Genomic DNA, 17192 nt, shown 5'->3' with positions numbered 1-17192 from the left:
CTCATTCTGGTGAGGGCCTCCGACATTCCCGCCCGCATTTCCACCACCCGAAACGCCCGATCAGATGAGAGATCGCTCATCTTCACGCGCGGCCCAGAGGCGGGCCGATCCGCCCCGTGGTAGGCCGATGCGCGCGTGTTGTCAACGATGCTGACCCATCCACGCTCCGCGCATACCGTGAACCGCATGATGAGTTCCGCCGCGGCATCCCGTTCCGACATCACCCGTCAGATCGTCGTCATCTCGGCAGTCGTCTTCATGATCATCGCGGCCATGTTCGGCGCCGGCGTGCTCGGGGGTACACCCGTGCAGGATCTGCAGGGCGGCGCGTTGTCAGCGAACGCCACAGTGCTCGCGCCGGCGAGTTCCGCGTTCTCCATCTGGAGCCTCATCTACCTGTTCATGATCGCGTACACCGTGTGGCAGGCCCTGCCCTCGCAGCGCGACAGCGAACGTCAGCGTCGCGCGGGCTACCCGATCGCCCTGACCGCCGTCCTCAACGGAGCGTGGCTCCTCGCCGCGCAGTTCACGACCCTGATCCTGACGGTCATCACGATCGTGCTGCTTCTCGCCGCGCTCGGGGCGACCATCCGGATCCTCGTGCGCACCCCGCCGCGGACGATCGCCGAGACCCTCTTCACCGACGTCACCGTCGGACTGCACCTCGGATGGGTGACGCTCGCCACGGTGGCCAATACGACCGCGTGGCTCACTGCAGAGGTCGCCCCGAGTTCATGGGCCGAAGTCGCCGACGCGTGGGGCATCGCGGTCCTCGTCGTGGTGGTGCTCATCGCCGGTGCCACCGCGATCGCCACGGGCGGACGACTCGCTCCGGCGCTGGCCTCGGCATGGGGGCTGCTCTGGATCGGTGTCGGTCGATTCTCGGGCGAACCCGAGTCGACTCCCGTGGCCATCGCTGCGTGGGTCGCGGCCGCCATCGTCGTGCTGGTCCCGCTCGTCATGTGGGCGACGGGTCGCCGGGGCGAGCTCGCCCTGCGCCGCTGACGCGCGCCGATTCAGAACGCTGTCGCGAAAGCGCGCAGAAGGCGCTGCGCTTCGAGGAGATCCGCGGCGAGCACGCGCTCGGCGACGAGGTCGTACTCGCTCGCGTCGAAGTATCCGTGGTTCCGGTAGATCGTCATGCGTTCGGTGAACGCGACGCCGGTCGGCTCGGGGTGGAACTGCGTTGCGTACAGGCGATCGCCGACACGGTAGGCCTGCACAGGACAGTCGTCGTTCCGGGCCAGCAGAACCGCGCCGTCCGGCAGCCGTGCCGTCCCCTCCTTGTGAGCGGTCAGGGCCGTGAAGGCCGGGGCGATGCCGCCGAAGAGGGCATCGACGCGTCCGTCATCGGTCAGCTCGATCGATGTGGGGCCCGTGCCCTCGGGATAGTCGCGCGTCACCTCGCCGCCCAGAGCACGCGTCGCGACGCCGATCCCGAAGCAGGTGAACAGCGCGGCAGTCCGGCCGGCAGCGGCCTCGAGTGCCACGGCCTCGAGCCCCGCCTCGATCTGACGCTGCGCCGCCGACTTCGCGGCGTCGTCGTCGGTGGTGTTGAACGGGCTGCCTCCCACGACGAACCCGCGCCAGCGGGTGAACACGTCGGCCGGGAGCGGCTCCTCGACCAGGTTCCAGCGCTCGAGACCGTCGGCGTCGAGCTGCATCGCCGCGGCGAACGACGCATACTCCCCATCCGCGGCATCCACCTGCGGGCGGACGCAGAGGTAGACGAGCGGAGCCATGGGTCGATTCTAAATCGCCCCCGGGGCCCGACCCGGCGGCGTCAGCGCGAGGAGTTCGCGGTCCGGCCGCGCACGATCCCCACGAAGGCGTCGACCAGGGGGGTCGTCGCATCGACCGGCCACGCGAGGGCGACCGACGAGGTCGGTGCGCCGACCAGCGGGCGGAACGTGACGTCTTTGCGGTGATGGAGCCGGGCCAACGACATCGGCACGACCACCACTCCGACGCCCGTCGCCACGGTCTCGATCGCCTCGCCGGTCGTGGCGGGGTTATCGAACCGAGGCGATGCGGTTCCCTCGAGACGGATGCCGAGGACGTCGTCGCCCGGCACGATCACGACCTCCCCCTCGAGGTCGGCCTCGGTGAGCTCGTCAGCGGCGGTCAGCGGGGAATCCACGTCGCAGACCACGACGGTGACCTCGTCGTAGAGCGGAATCACATGGAGACCGTCGGCGTCGAGGGGAAGCCGGACGATCGCCGCATCCACCTCTCCGCGGGCGAGAGCGGAGCGCTGATCCGCGACCGTGAGCGAGGTGAGGTCGAGGGCGACATGCGGCATCCGCTGCTTCCACGTGTCGATCCACTTGCCGGGGGTCGCTCCGGGGACGGCGCCGAGGCGGAACGGGCCCGCGGGCGTCGGTGTCGCCGGGGCCTCACGGTCGTTCCGCTTCGGGGTGCTCTTTCGGGCGGAGCCGCCGGACGGGCGGGCGCCTCCGCTCCGGGAGCCGCCTTTGCCGGCCGCTCCGCCTCGGCGTGGCGATCCACCCCGACTGGACGATCCACCGCGCGCTGCCATGGGCTCAGCGTAGCCGCGACGCCTCCGCATGCCGGTGTCGGTCAGCCGCAGGCGCTCCAGCCGCCGGTGCCGTCTCGCCGTGCGGCATCCTCCTCCGCAGCGAACAGCTCGGCGTGGGCGACGTTCGGCTCGATGCGGAGCGCGACGGCGTGCCCCTCGCGGACGAGCGTCGCGTTCACGAACTCGCCCTCCCGCGACCAGAGGTAGACCAGGAGGCGGTCGTAGCGATCGCGTGGCTCAGCATCCACGTCGATCCACACGCGGGATCCCTCGGGGAGCAGATCGCGCAGCCGGTCGCGGGCCGCCTCCGCCCCGCACTCGGGCGTCGGCGTGCCCTCGGGGGTGTCGATGCCGATCAGGCGCATCCGCACGGATTCCGTGGTCCCGGCGACCCGCCGCGCCCCGGCATCCACCGGTCTCGCCTCGATTGTGTCTCCGTCGAAGACGTACTCCACCGTGAACACGGATGCCGAGTCTGGCAGCGCCACGTTCTCCGTCGTCTCCGGTTGCGCCCGTCCGCCCTGACCCGTCAGGACGGCGAAGAGAACCAGCGTGAGAAGCAGAACGCCGGCCGCTCCGAGGAGCAGCCGGCGACGGGTGGACATGGGGCGATGCTAACGGCGTCTTCCGACGCCATCGGCTCAACGGCGGTCAGGCTGCGAGTCGCAGACCGCGTCGGTCGGTGGCGATCCGCTCGCCGTCGCCGACGCTCTCGTCGTCTCCGATGAGCGATTCACCGGCCACGCGGGCACCCGCGCCGATGAAGGTGCGGACGCCGATCTTCGCGCCGGGGCCGATCGCCGCGCCGGGGCCGATGTGCGCGTGGGGGGCGATCTCGGCGTTCGGGCCGATCACGGCATCCGGCTCGATCCAGACGCCGCGGCCGATGTGTGCGCCGGCGGCGATCTGGGCGCCGGGTTCGACGTAAGCCCCTGCTTCGACGAGCGCGCTCGGGTGCACCTTGGCGCCGTTCGCGATCAAGCCGCGTCCGTTGACGTGCTTGCGGTAGCGCAGCGTCTCGCCTCGGTCGTTCTCGATGTCGATGTAGTTCTTACCCACGGAACCTCCTTGCCGGGTACAACGCGCGTACGTACATTTCATTCCCTCAGATGGATGCGAAACACGGGGTTGACCGCGAGGTATATAGGGTGTTGCGGTGACCGACGCCCGAGACCCGCTCTCCGACCCCGCCGCAGCGGGGGATCTCTCCCCGGCGGGTGATGCCATCGACGTCGCCGCACCCGAAACGGGCCCGTCTCTCGTCTTCGAACAGAAGGCGGCGCCGCACACCCTGCTCGACGATGTGGTGGGCTTGCTGACGGGAACGTTCACCGTGTCGCTCGGGCTGTTCCTCCTCGACCTCAGCGTCGCCGTCACCGGGGGCACAGCGGGGCTCTCGCTCCTGCTCGGCCACGCGGTGGCATGGCCGTTCTGGGCCCTCTTCGCCGCGGTGAACCTGCCTTTCGCGGCGCTCGCCGTCTGGAAGCGGGGCTGGGCGTTCTCGCTGCGCACCGCCGTCTCCGTCGCGCTCGTCTCGGGCTTCTCTGTGGTGATCGAACGCCTCCTGCAGGTCGAATCGATAGACCCCGTCTTCGGCACCCTCGCCGGCAACCTCCTGGCGGGAATCGGCCTGCTGATCGTGTTCCGTCACGGGTCGAGCCTCGGCGGCATCAACGTGGTCGCTCTCGTGATCCACGACGCCACCGGCATCCGCGTCGGGTGGACGATGATGGTCTTCGATGTCCTCATCATCCTGCTCGCACTGCTCGTCGTCCCCTGGCCGAACGTGCTCATGTCCGCGGCCGGAGCCGTCGTGTTGAACATCGTCCTGGCACTCAACCACCGGCCCGGCCGCTACATCGGGCACTGACGTGGATATCGGCGGCGTGCGTCTGACCGGTCGGCTCATCTGCCGGTCGGAGGAGGAGGCCGACGTCGTCCGCCGCCACCTCGCCGAGCACATCGAGCTGACGCTCGCCGAACCCGGCTGCGTGCGATTCGAGATCACGCCGCTCGGCGGGGGCCGGGCGTGGTCGGTCGAGGAGCTCTTCGTCGATGAAGCCGCGTTCCGCGCGCATCAACGCCGCATGGCCGACAGCGAGTGGGGCAGGGCGACGGCGGGGCTGGAGCGCCGCTACCGCATCGTGGGTCTTTCGTCGGACTGAACTCCGAGAGGCGTCACGGCTGACAAACCGGACACCAGAAGATGATCCGCTCGCTCGTGGCGCGCGAGCCGAGTTCCGAACCGCGGATCAGCGTGCCGCAGCGCCGGCAGGGCTTGCCCTCGCGGCGGTAGACCCAGGTCTGCTGCCCCGGCCGGTTGTCGCCGGTGAAGGTGCGCCCCTGTCGATCGCGGTTCGCCTGGATCATGCGTGCGCCGGTCTCGATCAGCCCGGCGACGTCAACCTCTGCGGCCAGGGCGGTGGGACGGATGCCGCGCACGAAGAGGAGCTCGTTCGCGTACTCGTTGCCGAATCCCGCGACGTTGCGCTGATCGAGGAGGGCGACGTGGATGGCGCGCTGATCCGCCGCGACGCGTGCTGCCGCGTCTGAGGGATCCCAGTCAGCGGCGAGCGGATCGGGGCCGAGGTGCCCCACGACCCGAGCTTCTTCGGCCGTCGGGAGGACTTCGACCATCGCGAGCTCGAAACCGACCGCGTCGGCCGGCTTCGTGCCCACGATCGCGCGAGCCTGATACGCGGGCGCCCGCCAGCGTTGCCCCGGTCGGTAGACGTGCCAGCGGCCCTCCATCTTCAGATGGGAGTGCAGCGTCTGATCACCGATCCGCATCAGGAGGTGCTTACCGCGAGGGACGACGCCGTGGACGACCTCGCCCCGCAGGTCGGCGACGGCGCTGCGGGGCACGCGGATCTCGAAGCGCGTGACCTCGTGGCCTGCGAGCGCTTCGTCGAGCCGACGGGCCGCACGGAAGACGGTGTCGCCCTCAGGCATGCTGCGGTTCCCGTGACCCACGACGCAGCGTGAGGCCCTTCGGGGATTCGACGAAGCCTGCGTCGCGCAGCGCCCGACCCGCCGGGTGGGAGTAGACGAACGTGCCGCTCACCTGCTCGATGGTGAGTGTGTCGAGGCGGTGCGTCCTCACCGTCTCGACGAGGCTCCGCGCGGCGGCGGCAAGAACATCCTCGGCTTCGGTGAACACGAGGGCGGTGCGACCACCGCGCTCGAGGTACAGGACGAGCGCGCCGTCCACGAGGACGACGAGGCCTCCCGCCTTCCGGCCCGGTCGGTGCGTGACGCCCTCGAGCGAGGGCCAGTTCAGCGCCGCACCGTAGGGGTTCGCCGGATCGGTCGCCGCGAGCGTCCGCGCGGCGAGCGGTGCCGGCTCGGGCACCGAGGCGAACTCGCGCAGGCGATCGACGGTGGCCGAGGTCGCGAACTGCGCGGCGCCGAGCTTCTCCACGAAGTAGCCGCGTCGGCAGTGCCCGGCATCCTCGAATCCCGCCAGGATCCGGTACACCTGGGCGAACCCGCCGGGGACGCCCTCTGACTGCACCGATCCGCGGGTGACGACGCCGTAGCGTTCGAGCAGGAGTCCCGCCGTCGCGGTCGCGCGCAGCGTCGCGTCGTCGTCGGGTGTCGGGAGCAGCGACCAGCGTCCGCCGACGAGTGCGGGGCGCTGCGGCGCGGTCCTGCCGGTCGCCGCGAGGGGCGTGCCGCGGAACATCCGGGTGCGGGGCGTCCGCCGCGTGACCCGGTGGGCCTGAGCCCCGCCGCCGAGCAGGCTTCGCACCGGGGCGAAGGTGTCGTTGGTGACCCGCCCCGACCAGGTGAGGTTCCACAGTGCGTCGATGACGGTCTGTTCGTTCGGCGCCTCGACCATGCCGGCGAGTTGCACGGCGAAGTACGCGCCGCCGGCCGTCAGGGCGTCGAGGATCGACTGCTCGAAGGGGGTCACCTCGTCGGCCGACGGATCGAGGGTGAGTGTCGCCGCGTCGGCCGGGTGGAGGGCGATCCACCCGTCGCGCCCGGGCAGTGAGCCGTGCCCCGACCACAGCACCTCGCCGGTCGCGGTGAGCTCGTCGAGCAGAGCGGGGGAGTAGCCGCGCACCCGGGAAGGCAGGATCAGCGATTCCCACGCGCTCGCCGGCAGCGGGACCCCCGCCAGCTGCTCCACGACCGCCAAGACTCCGTCGACGCCCTCCAGCGGACGCGTCAGGTGCTGCCACACCGGCAGGAAGCGACCCAGAGCCTCGGGTGCGACAGGCTCGACACTGCCGCGGATCGCGGCGAGGGAGCGCATCCGGATCCGCCGGAGCACTTCGCTGTCGCACCACTCGAGATCGTCGGTGTGCGCGGAATCGGCGGGCAGGAAGAACCCGCTCGCGAGCCGCCCCTGCGCCTCGAGGCGTTGGAGCGTCTGCCGCGCCACGGCCCCGCCGATGCCGAGCCTCGTCGCGACCTCCGACGTCCGGAACGGACCGTGCGTCCGTGCGTACCGTGCGACGAGGTCGGCCAGCGGGTCGGGGAGCGGTTCGACGAAGGCGGTCGGGATGCCGACCGGCAGCGCCGCGCCGAGGGCGTCACGCAGTCGACCGGCATCCTCGATACCGGCGACGCGGACCTCGCCGCCGATCGTGACGCGGATGGCGCGCCGGGCGTCGACGAGTTCGGCGAGCAGACCGGCTGCTTCGGCCTCGGTTGCGGGCGCGCGCGTCGACGACGTGTCGGACTCGGCTTCCGCCGCGGGGGATGCCGCGGCATCCGATTCGCCCTCGAGGAGAGCGCCGGTAGGGCTCTCGAGCCTCTCGGCGACTTCCTTCGCGGAGAGTGGTCCCAGCAGCCGGAGGAGGTCGGCGACACCTTCCATCCCGCGGACGCGCCGGGTCGGATCGAGGCGCTGGAGCTCGCGCTCATACTGTGCAATCACGCCGGGATCGAGCAGCTCGCGCATCTCGATCTTGCCGAGGAGTTCGCTCAGCAGCGCCGGATCCACCGACAACGCGGCCGCGCGCCGTTCGGCCAAGGGGGAGTCGCCCTCGTACATGAACGCGCCGACATATCCGAACAGCAGGTCGCGTGCGTACGGTGACGGCGAGCTCGTCGTCGTCTCGACCAGTCGGATCCGGCGGTCGCCGATGCTCCGTGCGATGCGGAGCAGCGCCGGGAGGTCGTAGACATCCTGGAGCACTTCGCGCAGCGTCTCGAGGATGATCGGGAACGTCGGGTGTTCCTTGGCGACTTCGAGCAGCTGTGCCGATCGTTGCCGCTGCTGCCAGAGGGGCGAACGCTTGTTGGGGTTGAGGCGCGGCAGGAGCAGCGCGCGGGCGGCGCATTCGCGGAAGCGCGACGCGAAGAGCGCCGACCCTCCCACCTCGGACGTGACGAGCTGTTCGAGCTCGTCGGGATCGAAGACGAAGAGGTCGGCTCCGGGAGGTTCGGCGTCGGTGTCGGGAACGCGGGCGATGATGCCGTCGTCGCTCGCCACGGCGGCGCCTTCGACGCCGAGGCGCTCGCGGATGCGTGCATTCACGGCCAGCGCCCACGGCGCGTGCACATGCATGCCGTACGGGGAATGCAGGATGACGCGCCAGTCGCCGACCTCGTCGCGGGACCGCTCGACGGTCAGCGTCTTGTCGGTGGGCAGACTGCCGGTGGCCTCGCGCTGCTCGCCGATGTAGGCGAGCAGGTTGCCGATCGCATTGTCGTCGAGGCCGGACTCCCGGAGCCGCTCGGTGGCCTTCTCGGGCTTCGCTGTAGAGAGCTCGCGCGAGAACTTTCCGAGCGCCTCGCCCAGCTCGGCGGGCCTGCCGAGCCCGTCGCCGTGCCAGAACGGGAGCTTGCCCGGCTGGCCGTATGCGGGCAGCACGTTGACGCGGTCGTGGGTGATTTCGACGATCCGCCAGCTCGTCGTGCCGAGCGTGAACACGTCGCCGACACGCGACTCGTAAACCATCTCCTCGTCGAGCTCACCGACACGGGCATTGCGAGTCTCTCCGGAGATGAAGACGCCGAACAGGCCGCGGTCGGGGATGGTGCCGCCGCTGGTGACGGCGATGCGCTGCGCACCCGGCCGGCCGGTGACCGTTCCGGCATCCCGATCCCACACGACGCGGGGGCGCAGCTCGGCGAATGCGTCGGACGGATACCGTCCGGCCAGCAGGTCGAGCGTCGCCTCGTAGGCCGAGCGGGGAAGCGAACGGAAGGGAGCGGAGCGCTTGACGGTCTCGAACCAGCCCTCGACGTCGAGGGTGCCGACGGCGGACGCCGCGATCGTCTGCTGCGCGAGGATGTCGAGCGGGTTCTGAGGAACGGCGATCGCCTCGATCTGCCCGGCGAGCATGCGCTCGGTGACCACGGCGGTGTGGAGGACGTCGCCGCGATGCTTGGGGAAGAGCGCGGCGCGGCTGACCTCGCCGACTTGGTGGCCGGCGCGACCGACGCGCTGCAGACCGGATGCCGCGGACGGCGGTGCCTCCACCTGGATCACGAGATCCACGGCGCCCATGTCGATGCCGAGCTCGAGGCTGCTGGTCGCGACGACGCAGCGGAGCACCCCGGACTTGAGCTCGTCTTCGACCTGCGCGCGCTGCTCCTTCGAGACCGAGCCGTGGTGCGCCTTCGCGAGGATCGCCTCGACGCCCGCCGAAGCTCCGGCCTGCGCCGCCCTGACCGCTCCTCCAGACGGCGCATTCGCGCCGCCCGGAGCCTCTGCTACCGGGACCCTCATTGCGGCGGGCACCGTCTGGTCGGCGAAGTCGATGCCGACCCGCTCCGCGTAGATCTCGTTAAGCCGTCCCGTCAGTCGCTCGGCGAGCCGCCGGGAGTTGGAGAACACGATCGTGGAGCGGTGCGCGAGGATGCGGTCGACGATCGCTTCCTCGACATGCGGCCAGACCGATCCCGTCATCTCCGAGGACTGCGGGGGTGTGTACCAGTCGCCGCTGTCGCCGTCATCGTCGTCGGGGTCGACGCTCTCGCTCTCCGCCTCCGCCGCGTCGCCGGGCGGGGGCGGCGGGTTGGTCATGTCGCCGATGGGAACGACGACCGACAGATCGAAGGCCTTGCTCGCCTTGGGCGCGACGATCTCGACGGGCGCTGCGCCGCCGAGGAATCGCGCCACCTCGTCGATGGGCCGGACGGTCGCCGACAGGCCGATGCGCTGCGCCGGACGATCGAGCAGCGCGTCGAGCCGTTCGAGGCTCACCGCGAGGTGTGCTCCGCGCTTGGTGGCAGCGACCGCGTGGACCTCGTCGACGATGACGGTATGGATGCCGCGCAGCGTCTCCGCCGCCTGCGACGTCAGCATCAGGTAGAGCGACTCCGGTGTCGTGATGAGGATGTCCGGCGGGTCCGCGAGCAGCCGGCGCCGATCCGCCGACGGTGTGTCGCCCGACCGCACGCCGACGGATACGTCCGGCGCGGGCAGGCCGAGCCGCCGGGCCGACTGGCCGATGCCCACGAGCGGCGACCGGAGGTTGCGCTCGACGTCGACGCCGAGGGCTTTGAGGGGCGAGACGTAGAGGACCCGGGTGCGGGGGGCGCCGGCATCCGCCCGCTTCTTCTTCTTGTCTGACGCCGGGGCGGGCTCGTTCGCCTTGTCGCGGAAGATGCGGTCGAGCGCCCAGAGGAACGCGGAGAGGGTCTTGCCCGATCCGGTCGGCGCGACGACGAGAGCGTGCTTGCCCGCCGAGATCGTCTGCCAGGCGCCCGACTGCGCGTTCGTCGGCGCCGCGAAGGCGCTGCGGAACCAGTCCTGCGTGGCAGGGCTGAACCGTTCGAGCACGTCCGACATCCGACCATCATCGCGCGAACCTCCGACATCGCGGTGGGGGTTGCGGTGGGGCGTCACCGCGGCACCGCTCACACCTCGGTCATCACCCCGTCCCGCAACTCCAGGGTCAGGTTCGGGTCGATCCGCGCCAGAAAGGCGTCGTCGTGGCTGACGACCAGAACCGCACCCCGGTAGGCGGCGATGGCCTCGACGAGCTGGTCGACGGTGTCGAGGTCGAGGTTGTTCGTCGGCTCGTCGAGCACCAGCAGGTGCGGCGCCGGCTCCGCCAACAGCAGCTGCGCCAGAGCGACCCGGAAGCGCTCGCCCCCGGAGAGCGCCGACACGGGCCGGTGCACGGCGTCGCCGCGCACGAGGAACCTCGCCAGCCGATTCCGCAGCTCGACATCGCCCGCGCCCGGCGCCGCGGTGCGGATGTTCTCCAGGACGGATGCCGCTTCGTCGAGCCCGTCGACCCTCTGCGAGAGGTACCCGACCCGGTCGGTGTGCGCGACGGCGTGTGCTGAGTGCAGGGGAATCGCACGGTCGGGTCGCCCCGCGGCGGCCTCAGCACCGGCTGGACCTGCATTCGGCGCATCGTCCGCACCTCCCGCCGACGCGACGAGCCGCTCCAGCAGCGTCGTCTTGCCGGCCCCGTTCGGGCCGATCAGCGCGACGCGTTCCGGCCCCTGCAGCACCCACGACCGCTCGCCGTCGCCGAGGGTGGCGATGCGACGACCCGACCCGACCTCGGGGTCGGGCAGATCGATCCGCACCGCGTCATCGTCGCGCACCCGCCGACCGGCGGTGTCGACGGCTGCTCGCGCGGCATCCACCTTCTCATTCGCCTCCATGCGCAACCGCCCCGCGGTCACCTGCGCGGCGCGCTTCTTGGCGCCGAGCACGATGCGCGGCGCCGACCGCTCGAAGGCGGCCTTCTTGCCTTGCGCGTTCCGGGTCGAGATCGCGGACTCCACCTGCTGCCGATCGCGCTTCTCCCGTTTGAGGAGCTGTCGCGCGGCCGTCTCCGCCTGGGCGGCCGCGGCCTGCTCGGTGTCGAGCCAGGCGCGCCACTGCGAATAGGGACCGCCGAAGACCGACAGGTCGCTGCCGTACAGCTCGGCGGTGTCGTCGAGATCCTCCAGGAGCGCGGTGTCGTGGCTCACGACGATCAGCGTGCCGCGCCAGCCGCGCACCAGCTCGCGGACGCGTGCGCGGGCGTCGCGGTCGAGGTTGTTGGTCGGTTCGTCGAGTAGGGCGATCTCGGCGCCGCGCAGACGGATGCCGATGAGCGCGGTGAGCACAGCCTCCCCACCCGAGAGCTCACCGACGCGGCGGTCCAGCGCATCGGCCGGGAGGCCGACCTCCGCGAGTCCCGCGCGCGCCCGCGCCTCGACGTCCCAGTCGTCGCCGACCGCGTCGAAGTGACGCTCATCCGTGTCGCCGCGCTCGATCGCGCGGACCGCGTCGAGCGCACGTGCGACGCCGAGGAGCTCGGCGACGCGGCGCCCCGTGTCGAGGGTCAGCTGCTGCGGCAGCAGATCGACGCGCCCGCTCGTCGAGATGGTGCCCGACGTCGGTTGCAGTCCGCCGGCGATGAGGGCCAGCAGGGTGGACTTCCCCGATCCGTTGCGACCGACGAGGCCGGTGCGGCGCACGCCGAAGGCGCCGGACACGTCGCTGAGCGCGACGGACCCGTCGGGCCAGGTGAAGGACAGGCGGTCGAGGGTGACCGCAGAGGTGAGGGTATGGGGCATGAGCGCCTCCCGTGTTCAGGGGTGCGCAGACGCGTGTGCCCACGATCCGCGACGCAGCGCTCGATGCGTCCGGGCAGCACCGAGGTGCTGCGTCGAAGGGCGACGGTCCGCGCTGGTCGATGATCTGATCACCGGGCGGACCGTCGGATTCGTCCTCGAGGAGGGTCGACGGGTCAGCGCGGGATCACAGCGCGATCGCGTCGATTGCCTTCAACGGCTCTTCCTCACACTCGGGACAGGACGTCGACCATGGTAGCGACGACGGCGAACGGATGCCAGAGGTCGGCGCCTCCACTCGGCACCGACCCCTGGCATCCGACCCCATGGTCACACCGGTTGGTGCACCCAGGTCCGCTCGTCCCCCGTCCAGCGGTTGACTGCCGTGGGCATGCCGGACGCCTGCTCGTACATCCGTGAGAACGCCGGCGCGAAGGCGTCGTTCACTCGGTCCAGGCGGTCCTGCTCCTCGCGGATGCCGGGCATCTCGGCGCGGAACGACGCGATGACGGCGTCCTCGTCGATGAGCGTGAGACGGCCGTCGAGGACGGTGGTGACGCCGTCGACCATCACCCGGACAATGGAGGATCCGTTCTCGCTGTAGACCAGGTGATTCTCGAGCCGGTTCGTCGGCAGGAAGGCGAGCGTCTCGGTGTCGAACATGACGAGATCTGCGCGCTTACCGACCTCGATCGACCCGACCGAGCCGTCCAGGACGGCGCTGCGCGCACCGCCGATCGTCGCCGCACGCAGAACCTCGTCGACGGTCGACCAGCGGGTCAGGTCGGGTTCGGTCACTTTGTGCAGCAGAGCGGCCGTCTTCATGACCTCCATGAGCCGGGGGGTGTCGCTCGAACTGCACCCGTCTGTGCCGAGACCCAAGTTGACCCCCGCATCGTGGTAGCGCCGCCAGGGCAGCACACCGGAGCCGAGCTTCAGGTTCGAGATCGCATTGTGCGAGACCGACGTGCCGCGACGCGCGATGCGTTCGATGTCCTCGTCGGTGACCCAGATGCCGTGAGCGAACGTCGTCCGCTCGCTCATGGCGCCGATCCCATCGAGGTGTTCGACGAGGGTCTGTCCGCCGTAGAGCTCATCGCCGGTGACCGCCTGGGTCTTCGTCTCCAGGACGTGGATGTGCACCTCCGCGTCGTACTCCGCGGCCAACTCGGTCGCGCCGACCAGCAGGTCGTCGGTGCACCGCTGCGGCCCGGATGGCGCCAGCATGTACCGCACCCGTCCGCCGGCCGCCCCGTGGTGGCGCTCGAAGGCCGTCCGCGAGTAGTCGAGGTACTCGTCGGCCGACAGCACGGGTTGTGCCCGCACCTGACGCACGAGGTCGTCGGGGAGCCAGTCGGCCACGAAGGGCAGTGTGTCGACGAACGGCCGGTTGATGACGTGGCCCGACACGTTCGCCCGGATGCCGATGCTTTCGTACGCGCCGGCGACCGCGGCGAGCTGGTCGAGGTCCTGCCCCGGGGTTTCGAGGACGTCGTCGACGAGCGTGGTGACGCCGTTCTTCATGGATTCCATCGCGAACATGAGTGTCCGCAGGCGCACGATGTCGGGACTCGTCGGTGTCCCACCGAGGATCGGGTAGGCGTAGAGCATCCAGAGCTCGAGCGGCATGTTGTCGTAGCGACCTTTGTAGAGGTACTCCCACGAGTGCGTGTGCGCGTTGACGAACCCCGGCGTGACGAGCATCCCGGTGCCGTCGATGACCTCGTCGCCGACCTGGGCGGGGAGGTCCGTGCCGATCTCGGTGAAGACCCCCCCGTCGATCCGGATGTCCCGACTCACCGGGGTCGATCCTGTCGCGGCATCCATCGTGATGACCTGTGCGCCTCGGATGAGGGTGCCGGTCATGCGGACACCTCCGTTCCGACCGTGGTGGATGCCGCGTCGCCGACGACGGCGTCCGTCGGGGCCTTTCCGAAGCGACGCGCGAGGGCGTGGCAGACGGGAGCCGCGATGATCGCGACGACGATGCCCTGTACGGCGGGGCTGCCGATGCCGGTGAACGCGCCGAATGCGGCGGCCGCCGTGCCGAGCAGGTAGGCGACGATGCCGGGCCACACGAACATGCCCACCCTGGTCACGTCGGTGCCGGGGTCGCGTCGACGCCACACGAAGAGGTAGGTGCCGATGATGACGCCGCCGAGCGGCGGGATCACGGTGCCCAGGGTCACGAGGAAGCCGGTGAGAGCGTTCGCGACGCCCGTCACGGCGAGCGCGATTCCGACGATCACGCCGATGATGATGAACGGTCGCTTGTCGTTGCGGTTCGCGAGCTCGGCGCCGGCGACCCCGAAGGCGTAAGCGGTGTTGTCGTTCGTGGTCCAGAGGTTGAACGTCAGCAGCAGGACGCCCATGAGCGCGAGTCCCATCGTGAACAGGAGCGCCGTGAAGTCCGGTTCGCCGAAGGCGATCGCGCCGATCCCGCCGAAGACGAGCATCGCCGTCTCGATCACCAGGAGGACGCCGAGGCAGATGAGGAAGGCAGTGCGTGGGCTCTTCGCGAACCGAGTCCAGTTGCCTACCTGCGTGCCGCCCGAGATGAACGTGCCGATCATCATGGTGATCGCCAGGCCCGGCGACAACGTGCCGTCGCCGCTCGTGGCGAACATGGCACCCCATCCGCCGACCTCGTCGACGGAGACGACCGTGATCCAGATGCAGAGCGCGAACATGAGCGGGACCGACACCCAGGAGAGGATCTCGATGCCTTTGAATCCCCAGTACGCGGTCGTCGCCATCACCAGGCCGCCCACGATCGCCAGGGGCCACGAGACCTCCCAACCGATCGCGGACGCGAGGAGGTCGGCGAAGATGCCGACGGTGATGCCGTACCACCCGATCTGCGTGCCGCCCAGGACGATTGAGGCCCACTTGCCGCCGACCCGTCCGAGCGACAGTCGGGCGAGGAGGACCGTGGAAAGCCCCGTCGCGGCACTTGTCGCGCCGAGCGTGGCGATGTAGAGGGCGAGCACCACCGACGCGACGGCGGCGAGCCCGACGAACGCGGCGAACCCGAACGCACCGGCGACCTGGCCGCCGGTGACCATCGTCGGGGTGAAGAAGATGAAGCCGGCGACGACGACGAGGATGGCGAACCATCCTTGCCGGGCGCTGTGGGGGACGCGGCCGAGCGGGTAGTCGCGGTCGACGCGCTCCGGGGCGGCGGATGCCGCGGTGGTCGAGGTCATGAGCACTCCTTTCCGAGTGGTCACATCCCACGCGTCCTGTGTTTCGATCCCGTTGCACGGCGCAGAAGAGTGGATCCGGTGACAGCGGGCCGGGTCGGGGGGTGTGTGAATCTCCACCTGTCCGAAACGACGGTGTCATCGGAGGGAAATCGGCGGGTCGTACGGTGACGACGTGCTCCCGACCCAATCGCGCCTCGTCGCGGAGGTCGACGTGCTCCGGGTGGGCGATCTCCTTCGCTGGGGGCACCCGCGGATCGATCTCGTCGGCGAGTCGGTGGGTCTCGACCGCGCCGTGCGGTGGGGGTTGCCCACCGACCTGCTCGACCCATCGCCGTATCTGCGTGGCGGGGAGCTCGTCCTGACGTCAGGGATTTCGATTCGGGATGCCGCGTCTCAGCGTGCGTTCGTGCGGTCGGTCCGGCGCACTCGTCCCGCGGCCATCGGCTACGCCTTGGGAGTCGTGGAATCGGCGGTGCCTCCGGCGTTGATCTCAGCGGCGAACGCCGCGGGGTTGGCGGTGCTGTCGGTGCCTCCAGATGTGCCGTTCGTCGAGATCACCCGACGGATCGCCCACGAACAGCAGCGGCACGACGCCGAGGAGCTTGCGCGGGAATCGGTGGGAGCGATCTTCGACATGGTCCGCCGCGGCCACGCCAGCGCTGTCGTTCTTCGCGAGCGCCTCATCCACGTGCTTGGGGACGTCCCCGGGGTGTGGGTCCTGGCAGCAAGGGGGCGCGTGCTGCGCCCCCTTGACTCGGCTCTGGTGGGAACGACCGGCGGATTCTCCGTCGCTGTCGTGCCCGCGACGCAGCCAGGTCCGCCTACCGACGATCTGCTGGCGGGGGATGTGGGGTGGAGCGGCCCGGTCGATCCGGCCGCCCTCGCGGGAGCGTTGCGTGAGGCGATCGCGGCGGCGTCCCTCGCGGCACGGCACGGAGCGCCTCGGGGCCCCCGAGATCTCGCGACATGGGAGGGTCTCATCGAGCGACTCACTCCCGAGCAGCTCGCTCCATTCCGCGATCGCCTGCTCGCCCCTCTCATCGACTATGACGCACGTCACCGGACCACCCTTCTCGAGACGGTCGAGCGATTGTGTCAGCGAGACGGATCCGTCATCTCCGCGGCGAGCGATCTCTTCGTGCACGTGAACACGGTGCGCAAGCGGGTGGAGCGCATCGAAGCGTTGACCGGGCTCAACCCGCTGGAGACCCGGGGCCGGGCGGCCTTCCTCGTGGCGCTCGTCGCTCGAGGAGCCGGGGCCAGCTGATCGCCGCCAGCCGCTTCTCGAGGAACACGCGAACGTCGGCGAGTTCGTCCTCCGAGACGCTGTGGGCGAGGTCCGCGTAGACGCGACCGCTGAGATCGACGTGATCGGGAAGCCACTGCGCGGTGTGGGCGACGAGGTCCGCCGCGATCACCTCGTCCCGCGAGCCCCGGCCCCAGAACACGGGCGGCCGGGCCGCGGCGAGTTCCTCATCCCCGTCCACCGCGCCAGGCAGCGCGAACCCCGCGAGCACCACCGCGAAGGCTGCGGCGTCCGGGCGCGTGCGGAGCGCCTGAAGCGCCATCGCGCCGCCCTGCGAGAACCCGAGCAGACCCACCGGCGCGGCATCCCCCCGCACGTCGTCGAGCCACTCGAGTAGCCCGGTCACCGCGGCGGCGACCTGGTCGGGGTCGCGGCGCTGCGGCCCGTCGATCGGGAACCAGGAGTGCCCCGGCACGGGGAACGGCGGCGACAGCGGTGCGCGGACGGATGCCACGACGAAGGCGTCCGGCAGATAGGGGAGGAGCCCGAACAGGTCCTGCTCGTTCGAGCCGTACCCGTGCAGGAGCACGAGCAGCGGCCGCCCCGCGCGTTCGTGAGGCGGCGCAGACCAGAGCACGGCGTCGGGATCGAGGGAAGCGGCGGCGACCATGGCTCCATCCTGCCGCAGGGTCCCGGTCGCGTGGGTGGGCGCCCGGCC

The 17192-nt window shown here is 70.5% G+C and carries 14 protein-coding genes; 4 read left to right on the top strand and 10 right to left on the bottom strand.

Features of this window, described 5'->3' with window-relative positions:
- The first annotated feature begins 189 nt into the window (after window positions 1-189).
- A complete protein-coding gene (locus BKA24_RS15130; protein ID WP_184220895.1) occupies window positions 190-1005 on the top strand; it encodes a tryptophan-rich sensory protein in 816 nt (271 codons plus the stop codon).
- Window positions 1006-1016: 11 nt separating this feature from the next.
- Here the strand turns inward: BKA24_RS15130 and BKA24_RS15125 are convergent, their stop codons facing one another.
- The 4 genes from BKA24_RS15125 to BKA24_RS15110 are packed head-to-tail and all read right to left on the bottom strand — an operon-like array spanning window position 1017 to window position 3598.
- Window positions 1017-1742: a glutamine amidotransferase-related protein gene (locus tag BKA24_RS15125; RefSeq protein WP_184220112.1), complete on the bottom strand. Its 726-nt coding sequence runs from the start codon at window positions 1740-1742 to the stop codon at window positions 1017-1019.
- A 41-nt stretch (window positions 1743-1783) separates the two neighbouring features.
- Window positions 1784-2539: a LysR substrate-binding domain-containing protein gene (locus BKA24_RS15120; protein ID WP_184220109.1), complete on the bottom strand. Its 756-nt coding sequence runs from the start codon at window positions 2537-2539 to the stop codon at window positions 1784-1786.
- A gap of 41 nt (window positions 2540-2580) precedes the next feature.
- Window positions 2581-3144, bottom strand: a complete 564-nt coding sequence (locus tag BKA24_RS15115; protein ID WP_184220106.1) for a thermonuclease family protein — start codon at window positions 3142-3144, stop codon at window positions 2581-2583.
- Window positions 3145-3190: 46 nt separating this feature from the next.
- Window positions 3191-3598, bottom strand: coding sequence for a transferase (locus BKA24_RS15110; RefSeq protein WP_184220103.1), 408 nt, complete (start codon window positions 3596-3598; stop codon window positions 3191-3193).
- Between the two features lie 166 nt (window positions 3599-3764).
- Between BKA24_RS15110 and BKA24_RS15105 the strand changes: the two genes are divergently transcribed.
- Both BKA24_RS15105 and BKA24_RS15100 read left to right on the top strand, forming a co-directional pair.
- Window positions 3765-4409 carry a YitT family protein gene (locus BKA24_RS15105; RefSeq protein WP_184220891.1) on the top strand — a complete coding sequence of 215 codons (645 nt, stop codon included), beginning with the start codon at window positions 3765-3767 and terminating at the stop codon, window positions 4407-4409.
- Window position 4410: 1 nt separating this feature from the next.
- Window positions 4411-4704 (top strand): putative quinol monooxygenase, encoded by a 294-nt coding sequence (locus tag BKA24_RS15100; protein ID WP_343066141.1) that lies wholly within the window; start codon window positions 4411-4413, stop codon window positions 4702-4704.
- Window positions 4705-4717: 13 nt separating this feature from the next.
- Here the strand turns inward: BKA24_RS15100 and BKA24_RS15095 are convergent, their stop codons facing one another.
- The 5 genes from BKA24_RS15095 to codB all read right to left on the bottom strand — a co-directional run bounded on the left by BKA24_RS15095 (window position 4718) and on the right by codB (window position 15228).
- Window positions 4718-5491, bottom strand: a complete 774-nt coding sequence (locus BKA24_RS15095) for an Fpg/Nei family DNA glycosylase (protein WP_184220100.1) — start codon at window positions 5489-5491, stop codon at window positions 4718-4720.
- Complete coding sequence (locus BKA24_RS15090) at window positions 5484-10292, bottom strand: Lhr family ATP-dependent helicase (RefSeq protein ID WP_184220097.1); 4809 nt, start codon at window positions 10290-10292, stop codon at window positions 5484-5486. Before BKA24_RS15090 ends, BKA24_RS15095 begins: the two co-directional genes overlap by 8 nt.
- A gap of 68 nt (window positions 10293-10360) precedes the next feature.
- The gene (locus BKA24_RS15085) at window positions 10361-12025 is read right to left on the bottom strand and encodes an ABC-F family ATP-binding cassette domain-containing protein (protein ID WP_184220094.1); all 1665 of its coding nucleotides are present in this window, start codon (window positions 12023-12025) and stop codon (window positions 10361-10363) included.
- 327 nt (window positions 12026-12352) lie between these two features.
- Window positions 12353-13888, bottom strand: a complete 1536-nt coding sequence (locus BKA24_RS15080) for an amidohydrolase family protein (protein ID WP_184220090.1) — start codon at window positions 13886-13888, stop codon at window positions 12353-12355.
- A complete protein-coding gene (gene codB, locus BKA24_RS15075) occupies window positions 13885-15228 on the bottom strand; it encodes a cytosine permease (RefSeq protein ID WP_221417341.1) in 1344 nt (447 codons plus the stop codon). Before codB ends, BKA24_RS15080 begins: the two co-directional genes overlap by 4 nt.
- A 172-nt stretch (window positions 15229-15400) precedes the next feature.
- Here codB and BKA24_RS15980 point away from each other — a divergent pair, with 172 nt between their 5' ends.
- A complete protein-coding gene (locus BKA24_RS15980; RefSeq protein ID WP_184220087.1) occupies window positions 15401-16495 on the top strand; it encodes a PucR family transcriptional regulator ligand-binding domain-containing protein in 1095 nt (364 codons plus the stop codon).
- On the opposite strand, the gene BKA24_RS15065 is transcribed toward BKA24_RS15980, so the two are convergent.
- The gene (locus tag BKA24_RS15065; protein WP_184220084.1) at window positions 16422-17144 is read right to left on the bottom strand and encodes an alpha/beta hydrolase; all 723 of its coding nucleotides are present in this window, start codon (window positions 17142-17144) and stop codon (window positions 16422-16424) included. The genes BKA24_RS15980 and BKA24_RS15065 overlap by 74 nt on opposite strands.
- Window positions 17145-17192: the final 48 nt, after the last annotated feature.

The organism is Microbacterium marinum, assembly GCF_014204835.1.
GTDB classification, from domain to species: Bacteria; Actinomycetota; Actinomycetes; order Actinomycetales; family Microbacteriaceae; genus Microbacterium; species Microbacterium marinum.
The sequence above is the reverse complement of the archived record's forward strand: the minus strand, read 5'-3'. Positions and strand labels throughout refer to the sequence as shown.